We start from the raw sequence: 22238 nt of genomic DNA on the forward strand, positions 1-22238 counted from the left end.
CCAACAGTGAATATCCTCGTGACGGGCGGCGCTGGATTCATCGGATCGCATCTGGTGGATTACCTCACCGAGAACGGTGCCGAGGTCTATGCCATTGATGACCTGAGTACCGGCCGGCGTGAGAATGTCGCGCACCTGCTGGCACATCCCCGATTCCATCTGGTAACCGAGTCGTGCCTTCAAGAAGCCGTGATGAACGAACTGATCCACCGCGTGGATCAGGTGTATCACCTGGCGGCGGTGGTTGGTGTGCGGCTGGTGGTGGAGAGCCCGGTTCGCACTCTGGAAGTGAACCTCAAGAGCACGGAGCTTGTCTTCAAGCTGGCGCACCAATTCAACAAGAAGGTGCTGATGGCCTCAACGTCGGAGGTTTATGGACGGCATGCGGCCAACAACCCTCTAAAGGAGTCCGACGACCGGGTATACGGACCAACCACGGTAGGTCGGTGGAGTTATGCCGGGGCGAAGGCAATCGATGAGTTTCTCGCGCTCGCGTACCATCGAGAGCGAGGACTTGACGTGGTGGTCGCCCGATTCTTCAACACAGTGGGACCGCGCCAGACCGGTGAATATGGGATGGTGATTCCCCGATTTGTTCAAGCGGCACTTGCCGGTGATCCGATTGTGGTCTATGGTGATGGCGAGCAATCTCGGTCGTTCACGTATGTTGGCGACGCCGTTTGGGCCGTTACGCACCTCATGCAGTGCCCTTCGGCCGTTGGCGAGGTCTTCAACATTGGAAATGGTCAGGAGGTCACCATCAATGCGCTTGCCCAGCGCGTGAAGGAGCTCGCAAATTCGCGCAGCGAAATACGGCACGTTGGGTATGAGGAGGTTTACGGCAAGCAGTTTGAGGATATGGCGTTTCGCACTCCAGACATCAGCAAGCTGGCAACCTTCACCGGATACGAACCGACCGTTGACTTGGACGGGATTCTGAAGCGAGTGATACTGTTCGAGGAAGAGCAGATGAGAATTCGCGATAAAGAACATGGCGCGCGACGCTCCGTACGCGGAAGCGCAGCATAACCAGGTGAGACCTGCTCCGGTTGTTGCAGCGTTTGCAGTCACACTGCTCATCAGCAGCGTCCTAACACGACTCATGATCCGAATCGCTCACTCGCGAGGATGGCTGAGCGAGCCGACGGAGGACCGATGGGGCAAGTCGAGAACCGCGCTATACGGCGGCGTAGCCATGGTATCGGCGTATTTTGCCGGAGCTGCAATCCTGCTGCGGCCACTGATTGTGGGAGCACATTGGGACCTTGTCGGTCTGCTAATCGGTGGGCTGTTGATCGGTATTCTGGGCCTTCGCGATGACATCCGTGCCCTGGACCCACAGGTCAAGATGCTGGGACAGGTAATGTGCGTCACGCCGTTCCTCGTTGGCATTGGCCTTACCGACCCATCGCCCGTGTTCCTTTTCAGCATGCCGGTCGTACTGTTCTGGATGGTATCGCACAGCAACCTCTTTAACCTGATCGATAATATGGATGGTCTTTCCGGGGGCACGGCCGCGATTGTTGGACTGGTGCTCGCTGCCTACTGTTACGTGAGCCATACCAGCGGATCGCGTGTCGGTCTCCCCGGAGACCTCGGGCTGCTGGTGTCGGCGACGGCGCTCGGCTTCCTCATCTTCAACTTCCGGCCAAGACGCCCCGCGGCGATATGGATGGGCGACAGCGGCAGCATGTTTCTCGGCTACATGCTCGGTGGCGTCGTGGTTGAGGGAGTGAGCGCAACAGCGCACGACTATGTTGGCGCAATCGTGCTGCCGCTGATCATTATGGCTCTCCCAATATTCGACGGTGCGCTTGTAATAGTTACGCGAAAGCGCGCACACCGCAGAATCTCGCAGGGCGGGCGTGACCATTCCTCGCATCGCATGGTTTACGCCGGGCTCACCGAAAAGCAGGCCGTTCTGACCTCTTACGCCATCAGCATGTTGGCCGGTGGATCTGCGGTAGCGCTGCAACTGCTCCACTCTCCGCACACCACCGTGGTAGTTGCCGGTCTTATCGCGGTTCTGCTCTGCTGGTTTGGTGTGTTCCTCAGCCGCGTGAGGCTGCCGGCTGCCGTGACTGCCCCCGGCAGCTAGAGGGGCACCTGGCTGGCCGGACACACAAAAGCGGCCGACGGCATTTGCCGCCGACCGCTTCTACAATCGGGGTGACTGGATTCGAACCAGCGACCTCACGGTCCCGAACCGTGTGCTCTACCATGCTGAGCCACACCCCGTTGGACCACGCCGTGGAGTATAGCACGGGCTGAGTAACTTTTCAACGGGCGGGGCGCGTCGAGTGGCTTGACTTGCACGCCTTGCCGGGCGCATAATCAACCGGCTGCTGCGTCGGGGTGTAGCTCAGCTGGTAGAGTGCATGGTTTGGGACCATGATGTCGCAGGTTCAAGTCCTGTCACCCCGACTTACCGCGGCGTCGCTAATTACGCCACGGCCATCCGCTTAATCGCGCCGTACCGCGTACTCGCCGCGGCACATCGATATGCCTTATGCTGTACCGCAGCAGACTTCACCGACTTGAGCGCCTGACCTCACCACACACAACACCTTGCGCCGCAGCGGTTGCAGTTGCCGCGGCGTTCATGGTTCTGATCGGTAGCCGATGCCTGGCCCAACCCTCGGGGCAAGGGGCGCCGCCCGTACTGGTAAAAATCGCAGCGATACCGCTCGCCGCCGGTGTCGAGTTCGCACAGTACAGGCTTGGACAGCCACTACCGCTGCTGGTAAATGAACTCCGCGTCGATCTCTCGGCTCCAGGCGTAACCGTTGGTGTGGGCCAGGCCAACGGCGCCGTGGTTACAACGGGCCATTGGCAAGGCCGGCAGCCTCTCAGTACCATCGTGAAGCGGGCCGGTGCGATCGCCGGAGTCAACGCCAACTTTTTTCCATTCACCGGTATGCCGATTGGGCTGGCGATACGGAATGGCGAAATCTATCACGACTCGACCGGATACCGCATGTGCGTAGGCTTTGATGGAGCCGCCGTTCACATTGGCGCTCTGGTTTTTCGCGGATTGGTTAGCTTTGACGGCGGCCGCTCGATCGCAATTGGGGGTATCAATCGCGCGCCTCTGCCGGGTGAAACGGTTCTCGTCACCTCCGCCTCGGCCAGTCCGCTCAAACTCCCGCGTGATGCGCAGGTTATCGTACTCTCGGAGTTTGACCAGCCCGTGCAATTGGGGCATACGCTCACTGCGAAGGTGGAGGAGACCGACACTGCACCAGCCGGGACGCCAATTCTGCCGCCGCCACCAACATTCGCCACTCTGATAACCCTTGCAGGACCCGCGCAACCGCCGACTCCGCCCGCAAATGGCGTAAGCGCAGCGGTTACTCTGGGTCTTTATCATCCTCCGCCGGCTGCGCGTGGAGATCTGCCCTCACGCGGGGCCGCGCCGGAACTGGCGGAATCGTGGCAGCGCGTCGCCACTGCCGTAGAAGGCGGTCCGTGGCTGGTCCGGAATGGGCAGATCAGCATCGACGCTACCGCGGAACACCTCGCCGGCGGCTTTACGACCGGACGGCACGCGCGAACCGGCATCGGCGTCCTGCCGTCGGGTGAACTCATTCTCGTAACGGTGGATGACTACGCGGGCATCAGTATCGGGGCCACTCTGCCCGAGTTCGCGGCGATTATGCAGCAGTTAGGTGCGCGCAATGCGGTCAATATGGATGGCGGCGGATCGACCAGCATGGTGGTCGCCGGCGCCGTTGTCAACGGCCCTGCCGATGGTGCGGAGCGCCCGCTGGCAGATGCTCTTGTCGTGTATGCGTCACCGTCGTCAAAAGGTGGATCCGGCAATGCGATTCCCACGATGAAGATTGTGGCTGCAAGCTCTTCGCCCACCCAGGTTCCAGCGGGAACACCCACCCGCTTGCAGCTGGTGGATGCACAGGCGGGTTCCCCGCAATCGGCAGGTCTGCTATGGGGCACGGCGGATGGCGACGCATTGATCACCCAGGACGGCACGATCACCGGTGTAAGAAGTGGACCCTGTACGGTGGTCTGCCGCTATCAGGGCGCCGAATACACGCAGCAGATCAACGTCATGCCGGGCGCGCCGGCAGAGCTTTCCGGTACCATGACGCCGGCGCCGAACAATCCGCCGGACCGGAACGAAGTGGTAATTGCGCTTCGCGATCGGTATGGCAACGGCATTCAGAATACTGCGGTGCAGGCAACTGTATCGGGCGGGCAACTCCTCGAGCCACTGCAGACCGATGTTCACGGCAAAGCGACTGCTGAGGTAGTATGGGACGCCAACCCGGGCTCGCGGTCGATAACGCTGCACTCCACAGGCGTGCGCGACCTGAGCCTTCACGGTTAGCCCGACTCTTGCCAAATGCCACTAATCGACTCGTACAACCGGTGCATTGATTACCTCCGCGTAAGCGTCACCGATCGGTGCAATTTCCGCTGCGTGTACTGCATGCCGCTGGAGGGTGCGGAAACGGCCCCCCGGGACGAAATCCTGACCTGCGGCGAAATTGTACGGTTGGTTCGAATTGCGGCTCGGCTGGGTATGCACCGGATCCGCCTTACCGGCGGTGAACCGTTGGTCCGGCCAGATATCATTGAACTTACGGCAGGCGTTGCCGCTACGCCAGGCCTCAAGGACTTTTCGCTCACCACGAACGGGTTCCTGTTGGCCCGACATGCCGCGGCGCTGGCCGCTGCAGGGCTGAATCGAGTGAACATCAGTCTCGATACGCTCCGCTCGGACCGATTTGAGGCCATCGCACGAAAGGGCAAACTTGAGCCGGTACTGCAAGGAATTGCAGCCGCCATCGCCAACGGCCTGACGCCGATCAAGCTCAACTGCGTGGTAATGCGAGGATGGAACGACGATGAGGTCGTTGCGTTTGCAGCTCGAACGCTCTCCGAACCGCTTAACGTTCGCTTCATCGAATTAATGCCGATCAACTGGTCGCGCGGCGACGACAGCATTCAAGATTGGGCCGCTGGTCCGCTTCCGACGCCGCGACGCGGAGACGGGACAAGTCAGATTACGCTGTTCGCCAGCGCTGAGGCGGCATCGTTCCGCAAAGCGTTCGTGATGCAGGAGAGCAGCGAGCGGATGCTGGATGGTGAGGCGCTGCGGCGCGCCTGGGTCTCGAGCAGCGAGTCGCAGGCGAGAATTGAGGCGGAGTTCGGTCCGCTCGAGCCGGCTGAGTTGCTCACAAACGGACCCGCGCGAACCTACCGGATCCCTGGAGCTGCGGGAACGGTTGGCTTTATCAGCCAGATCAGTAACGACCTGTGTGAACGGTGCAACCGGCTGCGGCTCACGGCGGACGGATTCCTTCGGCCCTGCCTGATGGCGGACGGTGAAGTGAACCTGCGAGTGCTGCTTCGAAACGGTGCGAGTGACCACGACCTGGCTGAGCAGTTCATTACCACCGTGCGGCACAAGCCGAAAGAGCACCGCATTGAGGACGGCCTGATGCCATCCAGCCGCAGTATGAGTCAGATTGGCGGCTAGTCCGGTCAGCGGAAGCTCGCCTGCAGAGTTGGTGAGCCATCGGTGCGGGCCGGCTGCCGAGCTTGCCCCGGTAACCACGAGTGAGTTTGACTACACACTGCCGGAGCAGTTGATTGCTCAAACTCCGCGGCGACGCGGCGCGGCGCGATTGCTCGTCGTCGAACGCAAAGCGGGCACGGTTCGCCATGCCCGCTTTGCCGATCTGCCCCAGTTTCTAACGTGCGGTGACACGCTCGTTTTGAATAACTCGAGGGTGACCGCGCGGCGGCTAACTGCGGTGGCGCCGAATGGCGTTACGCGCAATGCACTGCTATTGCGCCGCATCGGCGAGAAACAGTGGTCGTGCCTTCTGCCGGGCTCACGGAGCATCCGCATCGGCGGCTCCCTGCGCCTTCTGGAAACGGACGATCCAGGTGCGCGTTCTGTTCAGGCGGAGGTATCCGCCATACTTCCGGCCGGAGAACGGCTTCTCCAGTTCCGATCGATTACCGACGCGGCAGCGCTGGAGAGGTGGGGAACCTCGCCGCTGCCCCCGTATATTCGTCGCACACTTTCTCGCCGACAGGAGGAGCGCTATCAAACCGTATACGGTACTCAGCCCGGCTCTGCCGCAGCTCCGACCGCCGGCCTCCATCTAACGCGTAGAATGCTGGCGGAGCTCCACTCCATCGGCGTTGGCGCAGCGCGCGTTACACTCCATGTTGATATCGACACCTTCCGGCCGGTGCGGAGCGAACTCGCGGCCGAGCACGTGATGCACGGCGAACAGATGGTGGTGTCGCAACGAGCCGCCCTGGCAATCAACGCGACCGTTGGCCGAGTCATTGCCGTGGGCACTACCAGCGTGCGAGCACTGGAAACGGCCGGCGCGCATACCGGCCCGGGAACGACCGGCCGTATAGCGCCATGCGACGTGACGACAAGGCTCTTCATCACGCCGGGTTATCGTTTCCAGTGTGTTGACGCGCTTATCACAAACTTCCACCAGCCAAAATCCACACTGTTGATGCTCGTTTGCGCGTTTGGCGGCCGTGACCTGGTGATGCGGGCATACCAGGAGGCAATACGGGAACGATACCGCTTCTTCAGCTTCGGCGATGCGATGCTGATCTTGTAGACCACCGGAACCTGGCCAACCACACCGGAACGGGAGAAAACTTGGAACATCTGCTGGGCGCGCTGTCCAACTGGATCAAATCGGTGATCGCCACGGGCGGATACCCGGGCATCATTGCGCTGATGGCCATCGAAAGTGCGTGCGTGCCACTGCCGAGCGAGTTGATCATGCCGTTTGCCGGCGCGCTGACCGTAGCGGCCATTGCGGGAACACACGCACCGCTCAATCTGAACGCCGTTGCTTTTGCCGGCGCCTTCGGCTGCGCGATCGGCTCAGCCCTGGCCTGGGCGGTCGGAGCTACCGGCGGACGGGAAGCGGCGCTTACCTACGGTAAGTATCTCTTCGTTCGGCCCTCGGACATTGCCTCCGGTGAGCGCTGGTTCACCCGATGGGGATCGTCGGTGGTATTCGTAGCCCGGCTGTTACCCATTGTACGAACGTTTATCTCACTGCCGGCGGGCATTGTCCGGATGCCGTTCGTGCGGTTTATTGCACTATCGTTTCTCGGATCGCTGCCATGGTGCTACTTGCTGGCATGGCTGGGCATTTTGTTTGCGCGCAACCTCGATGCCCTCAAGCCGTGGTTCCACCGCGCCGACGCGCTCATTATTGCTGCGGCAATAGCAGGCGCGGCCCTCTGGTACTGGCGGCATTCGCGGCGCTCCGGTGGCGACGCAAGCTTGTAAGCCAGTGAAAAGCCGGCGCGAGTTACAGCCCGTGCTCGGAGTCGGGCCGACCGGCGCCATCAATCTCCGCCGCGTTTCAGCCGCGTTTAGTGCAGACCAACGATCTGCCACACCGGATGGTTGTTCGTGGTGATGGACCCACCGCCGATCTTCGTGACGCCCTGCATCAACCAGTAGGCCACATCGCCAGTGGTCTGGTTTTGCCAGATCAGGTCCGGATAACCATCGAGATTGAGGTCTTCCTGTCCGACCACGCGCCACGCAGGGTCGTTTCCCGTGGCCACAACACCGGTCGATACGATATGGACGCCGTTCAACAGCCAGTAGACCACGTCGCCGGTCTGCGTGTTTTGCCACAACAGGTCGGGATGGCCGTCGCCGTTCAAGTCTGGCGTACCGACAATGGTCCATGCGGAACTCACACCGGTGTAGAGCGTTCCACCGCCCGCATAGTGGGTACCCACCATGTACCAGTACGCCACGGTGCCCGTCACGGAGTTAAGCCAGAGGATGTCCGGATGCCCGTCGCCGTTGAGGTCCGGCGTGCCAACTATTCGCCAGCCTGGCGAGTTGCCCGTTACGAGCGTTCCACTGGAGACGCGCTGTGCGCCGTTCATGATCCAGTAGACAACGTCGCCAGTTTGCGTGTTCTCCCACAACAGGTCCGGCCGGCCGTTGCCGGTGAGATCCGGAGTGCCCACGATCTGCCACGCCGGCGAGACGCCGCTGGCGAGCGTGCCGCCACTCACTTTCTGCGCTCCTGCCATCAGCCAGTAGACAACATTGCCCGTCTGCGTGTTCTGGAAAAGCAGATCCATCTCACCATCATCGTTGAAATCGAACCCGTCGCTGACGATGGCGTGCATCAGGCCTGTAAAGTTGGCGCTGCCCCACCCGGTCACATAGTCCCATCCCGGCGTGCAAGTGAAGACACCGTTGTTGCCGGAAACTATATCGTGGAACTGATTGCGGGGCAGGGATGCCAGCTTATAGATCTCGGCATTCAGATTGCCGGGACGCAGTTTGCCGGCCTGGTTGATCAAGAGTTCAATGGATGCCCACAACGGCGCAGAAGCGCTCGTGCCGCCAATCAGCTCCCACGAGCCGCCGGCGTAGATGCTGTAGCCCGGATTACCGGCAGTGGCCGCAACATCAGGAACCTGGCGCATGCCATTGCTGTTTGCATTGTGCACACCGGGACCGGTTTGCCAGGCAGATTCGGGGAACAAAACCGAGAGGCCACCCGTGCTGCCTTGAACCGGGTTCGATCCGCCGGGCGGATTATAGGGCCAAGCGATCTCCGACTGCCAGTTACCACTGCCATCAAGACCCAGTTGTGTGCCACCGACGCCGGTAACCCACTGGCTGGAGGAGGGCATACTCACGGTAACCGTACCGTTTGCGTCGGTTGCGCCGGAATCTCCACTCGCCGCGTAGAGTGCTTCACCCTGCGTGTACATCTGGGCCAGTATCGTATTCCATGCGGCTGCCAGGCTCTGTTGTTGGTTCTGCGCCACAATGTCGGACTCGTTGATGCTCCAGCTTGTGCTGACGGCCGGCGGATTGTCCGCAGCCATGGCGTTAAACTCGTCCAGCAGGTTGTTCTCCGGGCCCTCGTACATCACCAGCGTGCAGTGCGGCGCCTGACCGACAATGACTTCGGTATCGAGCGCCGGTTCGGTGGCATCAATTAGCGTCGTCGGTCCCCCATCCACCATCACCTCCTGCAGCGTGTAACCTGAGATTCCGTATGTAGCGGTAAAGTGCGATAGGTCTGACGAATGCCACTGTGTAGGACTGTAGATTCCGATCTTGAACCCATCGCCGTTCAGCCCGGCGTTGTGCAGGCCGGCCACGTTGTAGATCCGGGACACGTCGGATGGCGCGAACCCACCCGGCGCCTGGAAGAACAAAAACGGTGACAATGCCGGCTGGAGCTTTCCGTGCTGCGCCATTGGCACAAGCAGGTTGTCCAGCCCGAAAACGTTCTTGATTGCGGCGGCGGCGGACGTCGGCACTTGCGGCGTAGCAGATGGCCCGTAAACCATCGGCACAGTGTTAGCGGCACGATCGGTCGTCGGGCGCTGGTACCGGCGAATGGCAACATGAAACGCCGCCTGAGCCGCCGCCACGGTGGCATCGGCTGAAACGAAGAGGTGATTGGGCCAGACATGGATCCTGCTAAAGGCGGCGCCGGCGGCGAACCGGGTTACCGCTCCGATCGCAGCGGCTGTAGCGCCGAACTTCGCGCCAAACTGGTCCGGCGTTAGCCACTTGTGGTAGAGCGGCGACGCAGGGTCTTGCTGACCGCGCGCATAAGCGGCAATCTGTGCGGCGCCGGCTCCGTTCAATTGGAAGGTGATGTGCAGCACATGCGTTGGCGCAAAGGCGGGCGCAGGAACGGCTGTGTACGATGCCGGCAGCGGTCGGCTACCATCAACTGTCGAATAGCGAGCAGCTGTCTGCGCGATTGAGATGGCCGGCGCCAGCATAAGCGGCGCTGCCGCAACGAAACCAAAGATACGTCGAGGGTTCAACGAGACCTCCTGATTCATGGTGAACGGCGCCGATGCAGCATCCCGCCGTGGGGGTGTGTCGGCGCCGATATCCGTTCGTAAGTTTGACAGAAATGCCCGCGGATTGTTCCGGGCTTACCGATATTCACGCGATACGCCCCGGCGCTCTGCCGGGGCGTATCGCGTGAGACGAACCAGTCACCTATCCGTGTATGCAGTTCGGGAACTTACTTCCCATGCTTGCCGCCGCCATGTGAACCGCCGCCGCCCCTCGATCCGCCACCACCGCTGAAGTGAACCGGCGGTGCGTGATAGGTAGGCCGCGATGGCTGGTACCGTGGCTGCTGCGGGCGAAACTGCGGCTGCGACGGCCGGTACACCGGTGGCCTATACGACGGCTGTGAGGGCTGCCATACCGGCGGCCGGTATGAAGGCTGGGACGGCCGGTATACCGGCGGTCGGTACGCTGGCTGGGACGGTTGGTACCGCGGCACGAACGGATTGCTCCGATAGGTCGGCTGCTGCCGCCCGCTGCCCCCAAACGGCTGGCTCGGAGCCGTGCCGAAACCGCTTCTGCCGGTTCCGGCGTTTCCACCGGTAAACGGAGAGCGCGGCGCGCTGCCCGAGTGGCTGGACCAATCGGCAGGTGGACCGCCGAAGTGACCCTGCCACTGTGGCGGGCTATTGCGGCCCACGCTACCACCGGAGGAACCATTAAGGCCGAAGGCCGCCCGAGCACGCGCCACACGATCTGCTACGCTGCCAGACTGCCCGCCGAACGATGGCGGCCGCGAGAACGAACCCGTCGAGCCGGAGCGGCCGGCGAAGCCGGGCGGTGCTACGGAAGTACCGGGTCGCGGCGCGGCAGGCTGCGACCGGAACGAACCGAACGGCGAAGGATTCTGGCCACCGCGCTGCGTCTGGCGAGGCGCGGAACCACCGAAGCCGAACGAACCCCTTCCACTTGCCGGGTTGCCAACGCGCCGCGGGGCCGTGGCAGGCTGCCCGAAGTTCGATCCAACAGAACCAGACCGACTACCGCGAACGACGGGCGCCGCGAAGTTGGATGACCGGGAGGTACGGACCACCTTGACGGCGCCGGCAGCAGGAGCGAAGCTCCGCACGGCTTGCGGCAACCGGGCGCCGATCACCGGGCGGTTGAGCACCAGCGGGCCGGGACCAAAGCCGGGATTCGAGAATCCGCCGCCACCGTTGAAGCTGTCGCTTCCCGGCTGGACCGAGGACGGACCCGAGAAAGGATTGCCGCTCGCACCCGGCGCCGGTATTTTGCCGCGCTGGAAGTAGCCGACGTCGCCCTTCGGAAGCCGTGTGAAGCTGCCGCCGCCGCGGAAGGAACTTGCAGTAGCGAACGTGGCCCCTGGAGCACGCAGCGCATTGCGCGGTACGAAGTTGACGCCGTGCATGAACACGGGATTTCCCGGCAGGTTCGAGCCGCCGCGGAATCCTGCATCCGTAACGCCACTGAAGCGACGCCGATTCAGGAAGCCGTTGTTCCATGGCGAGGGATTGCAGTAACCGCCGTAGCCCGGATAGTAGACGCCCGCGCCGCCGATCGAGAAGAACGCGCCCCAATCACCTCCACCGAAGCCGATGGAGAGGCTGACCGGGTAGCGCACCTCCCACGGGCTGAGGGGAGCCCAGGCCACGCCGCCGTCGCATACGCTGAAGCCGACGACTGCTGGGGACCAGTACTGCGTTTCGGGTCCAGGGCACCATGCCCAGCCGTATGGCTCATCGATCCACGTTCCGTAGTGGTACGGAGCCCAGCCCCATGGCTCGTTGGATACCCACGTCCAACCGAACGGGTCGACCCACGCCCAGTGGCCATCGCTGTAGGGCCGCCAGTCGCGTCGTCCGACGCGCGGCACCCAGACATGACCCCACTGCGAGTCCTCCTGCCAAACCCCGTAGTCACCCAGGTTGCCGGCGACAAGCGCGACATCCGGCGGGAGATAGGAGTCACCCTGATTCGGAGCATACAACTGCTCATCGCGCTGAGCGTTCCAGGTATCGAAGGAGTCTTGCGCGGGAAGCGGTGAGACTTCAAACTGAGATGAAGCATCCTGGATGTATAGATACTGGCTGGCGTCTACCCACGAGGTGCCTTGCTGCCCTTGTACCTGGGCACGCCCGGAGTATACGGCGACGCCGACCGCCTGCCCGGCGTTCACACGAAATCCAACCGGACCATCGGCCTTCACGGAAGCCAGCGGCGAGTCGACCTGATAGATCGAGTGCTGGTGAGAAACATGAAGCTCTGCAGACCCATTCTGCAGACTAAGCTCCGTAAACTCGCCTTGCGAATCGGAGTAGAGCGTCTGCAGAGTGATTACGGCGCCGTTACCGAGCCGCAGTGCGGAGCCGTCGTCAAACTGGACTTCGGCGCGGGCCGAGCCGCTCACCCAAATCTGTGAGCCCTGCCGCAGCGGCTGGTTTATGGAAGCGTCGGACCACGACTGGCCGGCGTCGGGCCGCCACGACACCTGACCGTCGATCGCCGAGAACCGCGCGAGGCGTACGGGCCCCTGCGAGGTAGTATCCGACGCACCGATACTGGCATCGGTGCCGGCGGCGCTCGGGTCGTAGGCTGTTTGAGCAGAGACGGCGGTTGCGGAGAGAGAGGCCGCGCCCAGAAGCGCGGCGAGCAGACCAATTCGGCCAAATTGAACACGACGTTTCATGCCGTGACCTCCTCGGCAAGCCAGAACGTTTAGCGAGGGCGCTGGAGAGCGAGCGGGCTTGCTGCGCGGCTCCTGCATGGAACTACGGATTTCGGGGCGTCGTGTGACGCGGCGTATCTGAGAGTTTACTACGAATTTCAAGCCGGTCTTCGCGCCCAGTTGCCGATGGGCGACATCCCCGCGACGGAGTGTGAGAGCACTGGGACTCGAACCCAGGGCCCACGCCTTAAAAGGGCGTTGCTCTACCAACTGAGCTATGCTCTCAACGGGCCGATGGTACCAGAACGCATGTCTGGTGTCAACGACCGCGTATTGCCCGCTTACGCCAGCGGATCGCTCAGCGTGATCGTCTGGTCGCGAGACGGGCCGACAGAAACGGTTGCAACCGGCACACCCGTCAGTTCGGAGATACGGTGCACGAGTTTCCGGGCGCTCAGCGGAAGCTCCGAAAACCGCCGAACCTCCGTCACGGGCTCATCCCATCCCGGCAGCTCCTCATAGACGGGACGTATGCCATCCGCTTGGAGGATAGACGAGGATGCGCATTCTGTCACGGTTCCATCCGGAAGCACATACGACGTGCACAACTTCACCGGACCAAGGCCCGAGAATACATCGAGGTGTCCCAGCGCCAAACTGGCCAGGCCGTTGATACGCACCGCATACCGCAGTACCGGAACATCCAGCCAACCGCACTTTCGCGGTCGCCCGGTGGTGGTTCCGTACTCGTTGCCACGCGCGCGAATCGCGTCACCCGTCGCATCCTCGAGGATCGTTGGAAACGCCCCTTCGCCAACGCGTGTCGCATAGACCTTGGAAACGCCGACGACCGAATGGATGGATGTTGGCCCGGCTCCGGTACCGATACATGCGCCGCCAGCTACGGTATGCGATGACGTGACGTAAGGATAGGTGCCGGAGTCGATATCGAGCAGGGTTCCCTGGGCGCCCTCGAAGAGCACCCCACCGCCGGCAACAGCCCGTGAAACCAGCACCGACGTATCGCACACGTGTGGTGCGAGCTCTCGCGCGGCCTCCGCGTATTCCGTCACGATGTCGGCAGCCGAGATACGTGCGTCTGGATCCTGCGATGCGAGTTCCGCGTTCTTGACCTTCAATGCCGCTTCCGTGGCCACAAGGAAACGGTCGGTTCGGATGAGGTCCGCCATGCGCACACCTAATCTCGCATACTTGTCGCGATAGGCTGGGCCAATTCCCCGGCCGGTGGTCCCGAGCTTGCCGGAGCCGCGGTTTAACTCCTCCAACGCATCCAGCCGCAGATGATACGGCATCACCACATGTGCTTCATCACTGATGAAGAGCCGATCCAATGACACACCGCGGTCCCGCAGATCGGCGATCTCGCGCGATAGGACGAGTGGATCGATGACTACTCCGGCAGCAATGATGCAGTCGACATGGGAGTGCAGAATCCCCGCCGGCATCAGGTGAAACTTCCAGGTGTCGCCGTTTGCGGTCACCGTGTGGCCCGCATTGGCGCCGCCTCCGTAGCGCACCACCATGCGCATGCGGCCGGCCAACATGTCCACAACCTTGCCCTTGGCCTCGTCGCCCCATTGGGCGCCGACAATCACAATGTTCTTATTCATGCGAAACCTCCTCGTGCAGACGGTGGAGAACCGCCATAATCGGTCCTCCCTTTTCCCTCATCTGCAGTCCACAAGGGGATTCGGAGGCGCTGCACCATGCGAGCAGCAGTACGCAACTCGCCGAACCGCCAAAACCGTGCAGCAAGCTGCGATTATGCCCCCAGCGGGGCCAGCTTGTCAACCAGGCGCCGCAGAGCCAGTCCGTCAGCCGGAGGTACCGAAAAAACGCCGCCGATGCTGCTGCTCGCAGCGCCGGTGACGCGTGGCAGAGCTGTCGGCAATCCACGCACGGCGCGCAGCCCCAGCATTGCAAAGGCCAGCGCCTCCTTAGCGTCACTGCTCACTCCGTATGCTTCGTGCGGCGACACCAGGGCGGGAGCCAGCGCCTGTTTCAGGCCATCCATCAGCGCGGGGTTGTGTACGCCTCCGCCACATACGATCACTTCCGAAACCGGCACGGCCGTGACCACAAAACTTGCAAAAGCATCGGAAACCGCGCCTACCGTGATGGCCGCAGCAGTCGCCATCGTGTCGGCCGAAGAGAGGTGCCGTCGACCGCAAGCATCGAGAAACCTCTCGCACCAACAATTGCCAAAGAGCTCGCGACCCGTAGACTTCGGCGGAGCCTTCCTGAACCATGCCGCGTCCAGTTCGGCTGCGACGGTCTCCGCGTCCGCGCGTCCTGCCAGCGCCAGGTGTCCGTCCTTATCGCAACGCAACTCACCACTTGTAAATCGCTCCGCCAGCCAATCCAGCACCATGTTGGCGGGTCCGATGTCGAACGCGACGACCTCATCTACGTTCGCTCCAGCTGGAATTACCGTAACGTTGGCGATACCACCCAGGTTAAGCACCGCACGCGTACAGCTATCGGATGCGAACAGTTCGTAGTCCACAACCGGAGCCAGCGGAGCGCCCTGCCCTCCCAGAGCCACGTCGGCCGTACGAAAGTTGGATATAGCCGGCCTGCCGGTCCGAGCGGCAATTACGGCCGGCTCGCCAATCTGGAGCGTGCCGGCGGCAGTGTTGCCGGCGAATTCATGCGCCGTCGGCTGATGCCAGATCGTGTGCCCATGCGAGGCAATAAAATCGATGTCCGAAATCTCCAGGCCGGCCGCGTTCGCCACGGTAAACGCCGCCTCAGCGAACTTTTCGCCGAGAACGACGCCAGCCAGGAGCGCCTCCGAAATCGGCGCCGCCGGTTGACAGAGGTTTAACAAAGCGCTCCGCATCGCGGCTTCATACGGAAAGCACTCAAATGCGCGCACGTGCCACTCCACGCCGCGATCAAGAATAGCGAACGAAGCGGCGACGGCATCCACGCCGTCGCAAGAGGTTCCGGACATAAGGCCGATCGCCGTGCCGCGAATAGCCCTGCTTGAAGACCTGATCTGGTATCCCGCTCCCGGCATCTTCTCGCCTCCGACGCCAACCAACAGCTATAATAGTGCCTGGCGGCCGTTTGGCTTCAACCCGAAACGGTGCGCGTCACGCTGAGGAGTCCACTTGCCAACTTACGCTTATCGTTGTACCGCCTGCCGCCGGGAGTTTACGACTGTCCAGAAGATGAGCGATGATCCGCTTAAGGTATGCCCGGACTGTGGCGGCCCGGTCGTAAGGTTGCTGGCGCCGGTCGGGATCGTCTTCAAGGGGTCGGGCTGGTACGTCAACGACAGTCGTGCACCGGATACCTCCGAACTCCCTCCGAAAGCAGATGCTGCCCCGGCTAAGGACGGCCAGGCTGGAGCAGAGGCAGGGTCTGCGGAGAGCGCAAAGGCGCCTTCGGCGGCGCCGGCCGGCAAGGCCGGCAAGGCCGAGAAAACGACGCCGGCCGCGTCGACCGCGGCCACGCCGGATCACAAGACGAAACCGCACGAATAACGCCGCCTAAAGAACTGCTGTTCACAGCGGCCGGCGTTAGTTCGAATCAGCTTCTGCTTCGGCTTCTGCTTTTGCTCCCGCCTGTTCGGGCGTCTCGACCATCTCCGCATCGGCCATCACGCGCACAAGGTTATCGTCGTTCTCCAGTGCGTCCGAGCATGCCATATTCACGAGGTGCCAGTACGGATGTTCTTCAGCAGCACGGATCGGCAAGCCAAGATCGTGTGCCTCGTTGCGGCTGATCACAAACTCATGTGTCGAGTACATCTCGATCAGGAGCTTACATATCCGTTGAATATCCTCTTCGCTCGTGGCTGAACATACATCCTCATTGCGCGCGTGCATCATCCGCACGGCATAGTCACCCGCCACGCGCAGCTGCTGGGCGGCGCGGTGCATCAGGTGTGGATCGAGCTTGGCGACAATCGGCTGCATGAATGCATCGATAAAGCGTGAGCTTTCACGAAGGCCCAGCTGTCGTGAGATGGCGGTATCGTTGACAAACGCGTTTGCGCCGCGAAGGACAAGCCGAACGCAAGTGTCTGCCAGATATTCGAGGCAGTAACGGGCATCAAGTCCCGATATCGTCTCCCCGTCGCGGTCCGGATGTGGAATCTGTACGTCCAGCGGTCCCAATTCGGCGCATGGTCCCATCCATATCTTGTCCATACCCAATACCAGAAGAGTCGCCGCACTTTTGGCATAGTCAGGTATTATAGCTTCAAGCACCATACACCTTGACCGCAAATCGAGAAACATTTTGTAGGTGGCATGCGCATCTCCGCCTAGCGATTGCAGCACAACGCAGATCTCGGTCTGCTCGGGCGGCGTCGAGATCGCCGCTTCCAACTGCTGATGAACGTGCCACTGAAGGTCGCGATCCATCGCCTCGTCAAGCCTTTGTACCAGGAAGAGCGTATAGCGCGTCAAAGCCACCTCGGTCGGTGGTGCCGATTTGGAGCGTGCGCCATTGCGACTCCTCGACGGTGCGGTGCGATGCGCAGTGGTTCGGCGAGGTTTTGCCGTTGATCTCATAGTTTTCTCCCGGTGCAAGACTTCCGGCGAGCAGAGCGTCGGACCCACTGACGCGAAAACATCCGGCCTCGCCTATGCGCGGGGCCGGATGTATTCCGAGAGCGGTTCCGGTCCGCGCGCTATTTCCTGTTTTCGAGTAGCAGGTGCCCGGTAACCGGGTCATAGCTGACGGTGACGTTCAGCGCCTCACGCACAAAAGAGACGGGAACGATCGCACGGCCCGAATCGATGAAGGGCGCCTGCTCCAGGGTCAGTGCCCGATCGTTGACGCGAGCGCCGCGCGCTCCGATCTTGAACTGGATGCTGGTGACGCTGTTCTTCGCCACGACCTGCTTGGAGCGGCTGAGCCACTGCAGGCTGCCACCTGTGTACTCGAAGATCTGGCGGAACGGCGCCAGTGGCACGCCATGTACCACGCGGGGCAGTACGTCGAAGTTCAGTTCAGTACCGTTGAAGTCGAGCCCGTACGGTCCGTTTGGCGCGAGAAAGTCGAGCCCATGCACTCCTGCGCCGGCCGGTACCAGCGCCAACGCCGGCGCCGTATGTGTAGGCGAGGCCGCGTGGTCGGAGCCCAGAGACGGCCTGGCAGCGATGTTGCCGCCTGGCTGCGGGCGCGCTGAAAGCCGCGCGAGGTGAATTGGTGCCGGTGCGACGGAAGGCACCATATCCACGAAGGCGTTGCTGTTGGAGAGTATGCCGCCGAATGCCGATGAGGCGTGCGGCGCGGGTGCTGCGCCATGCGGCGCCGGTGCGCTAACAGCTGGCGCTGGTACGTTGGCGAACGGCGCGGCCGGCCGCATGGAGTTACCATACCTGCCCGCGCCGGTGAGATGAGCCAGGTTCTCAACCGCTGCGATAGGCGCGAGCTTTGCTGGTGCAGCAACCGGTGCCAGCGCCGCTGCGATGCCGTGAACCACCGGAGCAGCTGCTGCGCCGCCAGCAGCGGTTCGGCGGGATAGGTCGGGCATTGTTGTTAGGCGCGATGTGAATCCGCCGGGATTGTTGACGCGCACCCGGAAAGAGAGGGTGCTGATTGCGGCGGCCGAAGCGCCGTCGAACACCTGCACCGACAAGAGGTGCGGGCCGTTCGGTACGGTCGTTGAATCCCAGTTGTAGGTGAAAGGCGCGTAATTGCCCAACGCCTGCCACTGATTGTCGACCAGGAAACTTACATAGGGGTTCTGAATCCCGGCATCTACACGAACCTGGATCGGAACAACGCCCTGAACCACCGAATTCTGAAATGGGGACGTCACGCGGGCGATAGCGTCACCGATCGATGCCCCGCCCACCATCATCCTGGCCGTGGCCTGGGCAGTGCCGCCGCGAACATCCCATGCCTTTATCTGGAGCTGGTGCTCTCCAGGTGAGAGGACGGTGGGATCGAGTTCAAACCTGATAATACCGTGGCCATCGTGCGTCTGGACCGCTTGATCCTTGATCAAAACGCCATCCAACAACAACTCCACCTTCTGGAGGTTGGCGCCATTGAATGAAACGGAAAGCGGAACCGTGGTGTCGCCGGTTACGTTCCCCGGCGCGACGATGTTGAGCTGCAGCCCGTTGATTCGCACCGGACCCAACACCGGTGACAGGGGCGAGGCGCCGGCAGCGGGCACAAGCCCTGCCCCGGCGACTATAGCGAACACGCAAGCCGACTGTTTCATGATCTGCTCAGTTGCTCCATTTCCCGTGGCGGCGCTCCACGGCGTTCGGCCGGCCCGTTTGCGGCAGCGTTGTCACAGTGGTCTGCGACCGGCCGCGAACGGGTCTGTTCACTGCATTCAGCGAACGAGCGACGTACTATTCACCACCGCATGCGGCGGCTCCTCCTGCATAGACGAGCCGGCGCAAATAAATGGCAGATAATTCTGCCGGAGGGCTTATGGGGAGCTGACGGGAGGCTGGTCTGTACCGTGCCGTTAGTGGATGGCTGCCGGATTTGGATTAATGGGCGGCGGACTTCCGGGCGACGTTGCGACCGGCGACAGCACAGACGGATGCGCCGTCTGGTCCGGGTGGATCCGCTTCTGGTATGCCATCCAGGCTTTCTGCGCCTTCTTCATGCGGGCATCATCGGTCTTCTCGCCGGCGGCGCCCATCGGCGTATTCAACCAATACGCAGGCGTCACCTGAGCGGCCACAGGATCTACAGGTGGCTTGACATAGGGAGCTTTTGGTCCCGGCGCCAGCTTTTTTTCGCTCCTCATAGTCTGCGCCATCTGGCCCATCTGCTTGACTCTGGCGATTTCAGCCTGATGCGGGTCGAGATTGGCCACCGCCTTCGGCGCGGGCGGCGGTGGGCCCGGCGGCGCCGGCGTTACAACACGGCCGACCCCATATATGGCGCCGATCAGCACAACCATCAGAACAACGGTGGTTATCGTTATTTTTCCGCTATGCATTGCTTTGACAAGCCTTCCGCGATTACAAGTGCCGCACTCGCTGCGCGCGTGCCGCCGCAGTATACGGGCAGAGCTCCTGCCCTGTCAACGAAGGTTACGCGGAATCGCCGTCCAGATGTTCCGCGCGGGACAATTCGCGGGAGAACTCAACGCCGGCGTCGGGGGCCTTAACCGGCACCGGAGTATTCAGGTAAAGCGCCGCATTCGCGGTGTCCTGCCAACTGGAGACACGCGCACTCACGATGTGCCAACCCAATCGCGCTGCAGCGCCCGCCATTTGGTAGAGCATCGACTGGGCGTCTGTGCCAACCGCCTCCACAATGACTAAACCACTGGCGCTTTCACCGTGCGAACCGGTCACCACAGGTGGCTGCGCCTTCACGATCGCCGACTTCCGTGCCGGAACGGTAGCGAGAACCGCATCAGCCGAGAGCTCACCCGACAGCAACCGTCGCAGCGCAGTGCTCACCTCTCTGCGTTTAGATGGCAGAATCGGTCGGCGCTTGTAATCAACCAGGAGCGTATCCATCGCGATTCTGTCGTCGGCGTCCTGGCGGGTCACAACCTGGGCGCTGTGCACATGCAGATCGCAAACGTACAAGCCGGCCGCGATACGCGCTAAGAGACCTGGCTTCGGATCGTCGAGCGCGTAGATCGCTATCTCGGTGCAGGCCGCATCGAAATTGTCTCGAAAATCGATGACAGGTTCTCCGGCGAGGACCGACCGGATGCAGCCGATGTCGAACGCTATCCGGTTCAATGGTCGGTTCAAGAGGTAGCTGGATGGGACGGCGGCAACGTGATGGCGCACCTCGGCCTCGGGGAGCTTTTCGAGCGCCAGGTCACGCGTGAGGCGGCTCCGAACGCGGCGGATCGCTGCGTCATCCCATCCCAGGGGCTCCTCATCGGTTAGAACTGCCGATGCGCGCCGCCACAGGTCGGAGAGGTATTGGCCAAATACACCGCTCCAGATTCCAGCGCCTACCGCGTGTACGTCGGCCCATGTCAACAGGTAGAGCATGTCCAGCCGCTCCACGTCGACCACCACACCGGTAAAGTCGCGGATTGTGGCGTCAACCTCCACATCGCGGAGCCGCGCCGTCTCCGACATCAGCAGGTGGTGACGCACGAGGAAGCAGACCGCATCCGCGGCTGCGGCGTCCCATCCCAGCCGGGCACAGACCTCGGCCACAATCTCCGCTCCGCGTTCCGCATGCCCGGATTCACCCATCGGCTTGGCGCAATCGTGGAGCAGCGCCGCAAGATGCAGCTGCTCGGGATGCGGCAGCCCACCGTACAACCGCTTCAGCTCCTCCTTGACCTCACTCGCGGGATCGTTGAGCGAATCCAACTTGCATAGGAGTTGAAGCGAATGCCAGCCCACGGTGAACTGGTGCGCACCGTCTCCTGGAACCTGCGTCATCGTCGGGCCAAGCTCCGGGATCATCCAGCGCAGCAGACCGAGCTGCGACATGGCGCGGACTGCAAACCAGACGCGAGTGCGGCCCGCCAGGATTCTTGTGAAAACTTCCGCGCAGGCTGCCGGCGGCGGCTCGTCACCTGCGGAGCCGGTGGCGGCGCAGATCCGGTCGCGGACGGCTCGTCCCAGTTGGAGGTCATACCGTTGAGCAAACTCGCATGCCCAGAACGCCCATGCAGGATCGCCGGCCGGCTCGCCACTGCTTGCCGGAACGATGACTCCGCCAACGCAATCCAGGCTGAGACTCAGGATCAGCCGCGAGTTGAGCAGCCTTTCCCATGCATCATCGGCTGCTCGGAAAATGGTCTCCATTGAGCCGTAAAGCTCTGTCATAAAGGCTTGCATAGCCTTAGGATCCGAAACATCCCAGCCAAGTGCGGTCGCCGTCTCCTCGTGCCGCGTGGCAACCAGTTGATTGCGGTCCGCGCCCGAAAGCGCCTGCAATGTATTCCGTATCGCCATAACCGAGAGGCGTGCTTCCGTCAGCTCCCGCGTGCCGTCACTGTGGTAATCGAGCCAGGCAGCCAGCCGATGGACACCACGCTCGCCACGGGCGCGGGCCGCATGAGTTTGTTCGGCAGCCTGCGCCATCCAGACGGCGAACTGGAGGTCGCGCAAGCCGCCGGCGCCCTCCTTCAGGTTCGGCTCAACCAGCCAGGGTGCTGTGCCGTAACGGTCGCGTGCCGTCGCGCGCTCCAGCTTCTTGGCAAAAGCAAACTCAGCCACATTGAAGGTTGACCAACAGGCTTCTTCAAAACTGAGAAACAGTCGCTGCGAGCCTGCGAGCAGCCGCGCGTCCATATAACCCGTCAGTGTGTGGTGATGCAGATCACCGAAGTCGCTGAGCAGCCGATATGCGTATCCGACTTCGATGCCGGCCCGTGCCATGAAGCTGTGCATGACCAGGCTGAACATCGAGCGAACTAATGCATCAACGGCCAGGTTGCCATCGCGTGCAGCGATAAACGTAAGATCGATATCGGACCATGGCGCCAGCTCCTCACGACCGTATCCGCCGGTAGCCACAATAGCGATAGGCGAGCGGTCCGGAGCGGTGCCGGTCTCAGCGCAGGCGGCGGCGAAGAGCTCCTTGATCGCGGTATCGGCGGCGGCCGTCAGCTCACGCGATGCGGCGGCGGCCTGAACGCGGCGACCCGACTCGCTCGCCGCACCGTCGCCTTCCGCGCCACGCAACCTGTCGAGAATCGCGATACGCGTCTGAATCAGGCGGTCCGCCACACCATCGCCGCGATCCGCGGCGCCACTCTGGTCGCCCGAAACCGAGTCGGGGCCCTCAGTCACA

15 protein-coding genes and 3 tRNA genes are annotated in these 22238 nt (G+C 62.2%); 8 read left to right on the plus strand and 10 right to left on the minus strand.

Annotated elements, in window-relative coordinates; translation table 11 throughout:
- The first annotated feature begins 6 nt into the window (after positions 1-6).
- Together KGJ62_11650 and KGJ62_11655 are read left to right on the plus strand one after the other, a co-directional pair.
- Positions 7-1029: a GDP-mannose 4,6-dehydratase gene (locus tag KGJ62_11650; protein ID MDE2127236.1), complete on the plus strand. Its 1023-nt coding sequence runs from the start codon at positions 7-9 to the stop codon at positions 1027-1029.
- Positions 992-2098: an undecaprenyl/decaprenyl-phosphate alpha-N-acetylglucosaminyl 1-phosphate transferase gene (locus KGJ62_11655; protein ID MDE2127237.1), complete on the plus strand. Its 1107-nt coding sequence runs from the start codon at positions 992-994 to the stop codon at positions 2096-2098. Before KGJ62_11650 ends, KGJ62_11655 begins: the two co-directional genes overlap by 38 nt.
- A 66-nt stretch (positions 2099-2164) precedes the next feature.
- Here the strand turns inward: KGJ62_11655 and KGJ62_11660 are convergent.
- Positions 2165-2238, minus strand: a tRNA-Pro gene (locus KGJ62_11660).
- 113 nt (positions 2239-2351) lie between these two features.
- On the opposite strand from KGJ62_11660, the gene KGJ62_11665 reads away from it, so the two are divergent.
- The 5 genes from KGJ62_11665 (at position 2352) to KGJ62_11685 (ending at position 7306) form a co-directional block, all read left to right on the plus strand.
- Positions 2352-2424 (plus strand) — tRNA-Pro (locus KGJ62_11665).
- Between the two features lie 178 nt (positions 2425-2602).
- Positions 2603-4348, plus strand: a complete 1746-nt coding sequence (locus KGJ62_11670) for a phosphodiester glycosidase family protein (GenBank protein MDE2127238.1) — start codon at positions 2603-2605, stop codon at positions 4346-4348.
- Positions 4349-4363: 15 nt separating this feature from the next.
- Entirely contained in the window at positions 4364-5503 is a 1140-nt protein-coding gene (locus tag KGJ62_11675; protein ID MDE2127239.1) for a GTP 3',8-cyclase MoaA, read from the plus strand.
- Positions 5504-5534: 31 nt separating this feature from the next.
- A complete protein-coding gene (gene queA / locus KGJ62_11680) occupies positions 5535-6620 on the plus strand; it encodes a tRNA preQ1(34) S-adenosylmethionine ribosyltransferase-isomerase QueA (protein MDE2127240.1) in 1086 nt (361 codons plus the stop codon).
- Between the two features lie 122 nt (positions 6621-6742).
- Positions 6743-7306 (plus strand): DedA family protein, encoded by a 564-nt coding sequence (locus KGJ62_11685; GenBank protein MDE2127241.1) that lies wholly within the window; start codon positions 6743-6745, stop codon positions 7304-7306.
- 86 nt (positions 7307-7392) lie between these two features.
- Here the strand turns inward: KGJ62_11685 and KGJ62_11690 are convergent, their stop codons facing one another.
- The 5 genes from KGJ62_11690 to KGJ62_11710 all read right to left on the minus strand — a co-directional run bounded on the left by KGJ62_11690 (position 7393) and on the right by KGJ62_11710 (position 15480).
- Entirely contained in the window at positions 7393-9843 is a 2451-nt protein-coding gene (locus KGJ62_11690; protein MDE2127242.1) for a VCBS repeat-containing protein, read from the minus strand.
- Between the two features lie 206 nt (positions 9844-10049).
- Positions 10050-12524 carry a FecR domain-containing protein gene (locus KGJ62_11695; protein MDE2127243.1) on the minus strand — a complete coding sequence of 825 codons (2475 nt, stop codon included), beginning with the start codon at positions 12522-12524 and terminating at the stop codon, positions 10050-10052.
- A gap of 191 nt (positions 12525-12715) precedes the next feature.
- Positions 12716-12788: transfer RNA gene (locus tag KGJ62_11700), tRNA-Lys, on the minus strand.
- Between the two features lie 56 nt (positions 12789-12844).
- Complete coding sequence (locus KGJ62_11705) at positions 12845-14134, minus strand: adenylosuccinate synthase (protein MDE2127244.1); 1290 nt, start codon at positions 14132-14134, stop codon at positions 12845-12847.
- 152 nt (positions 14135-14286) lie between these two features.
- Positions 14287-15480, minus strand: coding sequence for an anhydro-N-acetylmuramic acid kinase (locus KGJ62_11710; protein ID MDE2127245.1), 1194 nt, complete (start codon positions 15478-15480; stop codon positions 14287-14289).
- 160 nt (positions 15481-15640) lie between these two features.
- Between KGJ62_11710 and KGJ62_11715 the strand changes: the two genes are divergently transcribed.
- Positions 15641-16015 (plus strand): hypothetical protein, encoded by a 375-nt coding sequence (locus KGJ62_11715; GenBank protein MDE2127246.1) that lies wholly within the window; start codon positions 15641-15643, stop codon positions 16013-16015.
- 36 nt (positions 16016-16051) lie between these two features.
- On the opposite strand, the gene KGJ62_11720 is transcribed toward KGJ62_11715, so the two are convergent.
- The 4 genes from KGJ62_11720 to KGJ62_11735 all read right to left on the minus strand — a co-directional run bounded on the left by KGJ62_11720 (position 16052) and on the right by KGJ62_11735 (position 22237).
- Positions 16052-16945, minus strand: a complete 894-nt coding sequence (locus KGJ62_11720; protein MDE2127247.1) for a hypothetical protein — start codon at positions 16943-16945, stop codon at positions 16052-16054.
- 224 nt (positions 16946-17169) lie between these two features.
- Entirely contained in the window at positions 17170-18717 is a 1548-nt protein-coding gene (locus tag KGJ62_11725) for a hypothetical protein (protein ID MDE2127248.1), read from the minus strand.
- A gap of 255 nt (positions 18718-18972) precedes the next feature.
- Entirely contained in the window at positions 18973-19455 is a 483-nt protein-coding gene (locus tag KGJ62_11730) for a hypothetical protein (GenBank protein ID MDE2127249.1), read from the minus strand.
- 94 nt (positions 19456-19549) lie between these two features.
- Positions 19550-22237 carry an HD domain-containing protein gene (locus tag KGJ62_11735; protein MDE2127250.1) on the minus strand — a complete coding sequence of 896 codons (2688 nt, stop codon included), beginning with the start codon at positions 22235-22237 and terminating at the stop codon, positions 19550-19552.
- Between the last annotated feature and the right edge of the window lies 1 nt (position 22238).

It is taken from the genome of Armatimonadota bacterium (assembly GCA_028871815.1).
Classification (GTDB): Bacteria; Armatimonadota; Chthonomonadetes; order Chthonomonadales; family Chthonomonadaceae; genus REEB205.

Bases quoted from the DNA above. Each gene is read 5' to 3' on its own strand.
- KGJ62_11655 (MDE2127237.1), top strand. From the start codon at position 992: ATGGCGCGCGACGCTCCGTACGCGGAAGCGCAGCATAACCAGGTGAGA.
- KGJ62_11670 (MDE2127238.1), top strand. From the start codon at position 2,603: ATGGTTCTGATCGGTAGCCGATGCCTGGCCCAACCCTCGGGGCAAGGG.
- KGJ62_11675 (MDE2127239.1), top strand. From the start codon at position 4,364: ATGCCACTAATCGACTCGTACAACCGGTGCATTGATTACCTCCGCGTA.
- KGJ62_11685 (MDE2127241.1), top strand. From the start codon at position 6,743: ATGGCCATCGAAAGTGCGTGCGTGCCACTGCCGAGCGAGTTGATCATG.
- KGJ62_11695 (MDE2127243.1), bottom strand. From the start codon at position 12,524: ATGAAACGTCGTGTTCAATTTGGCCGAATTGGTCTGCTCGCCGCGCTT.
- KGJ62_11705 (MDE2127244.1), bottom strand. From the start codon at position 14,134: ATGAATAAGAACATTGTGATTGTCGGCGCCCAATGGGGCGACGAGGCC.
- KGJ62_11710 (MDE2127245.1), bottom strand. From the start codon at position 15,480: ATGTCCGGAACCTCTTGCGACGGCGTGGATGCCGTCGCCGCTTCGTTC.
- KGJ62_11725 (MDE2127248.1), bottom strand. From the start codon at position 18,717: ATGAAACAGTCGGCTTGCGTGTTCGCTATAGTCGCCGGGGCAGGGCTT.
- KGJ62_11730 (MDE2127249.1), bottom strand. From the start codon at position 19,455: ATGCATAGCGGAAAAATAACGATAACCACCGTTGTTCTGATGGTTGTG.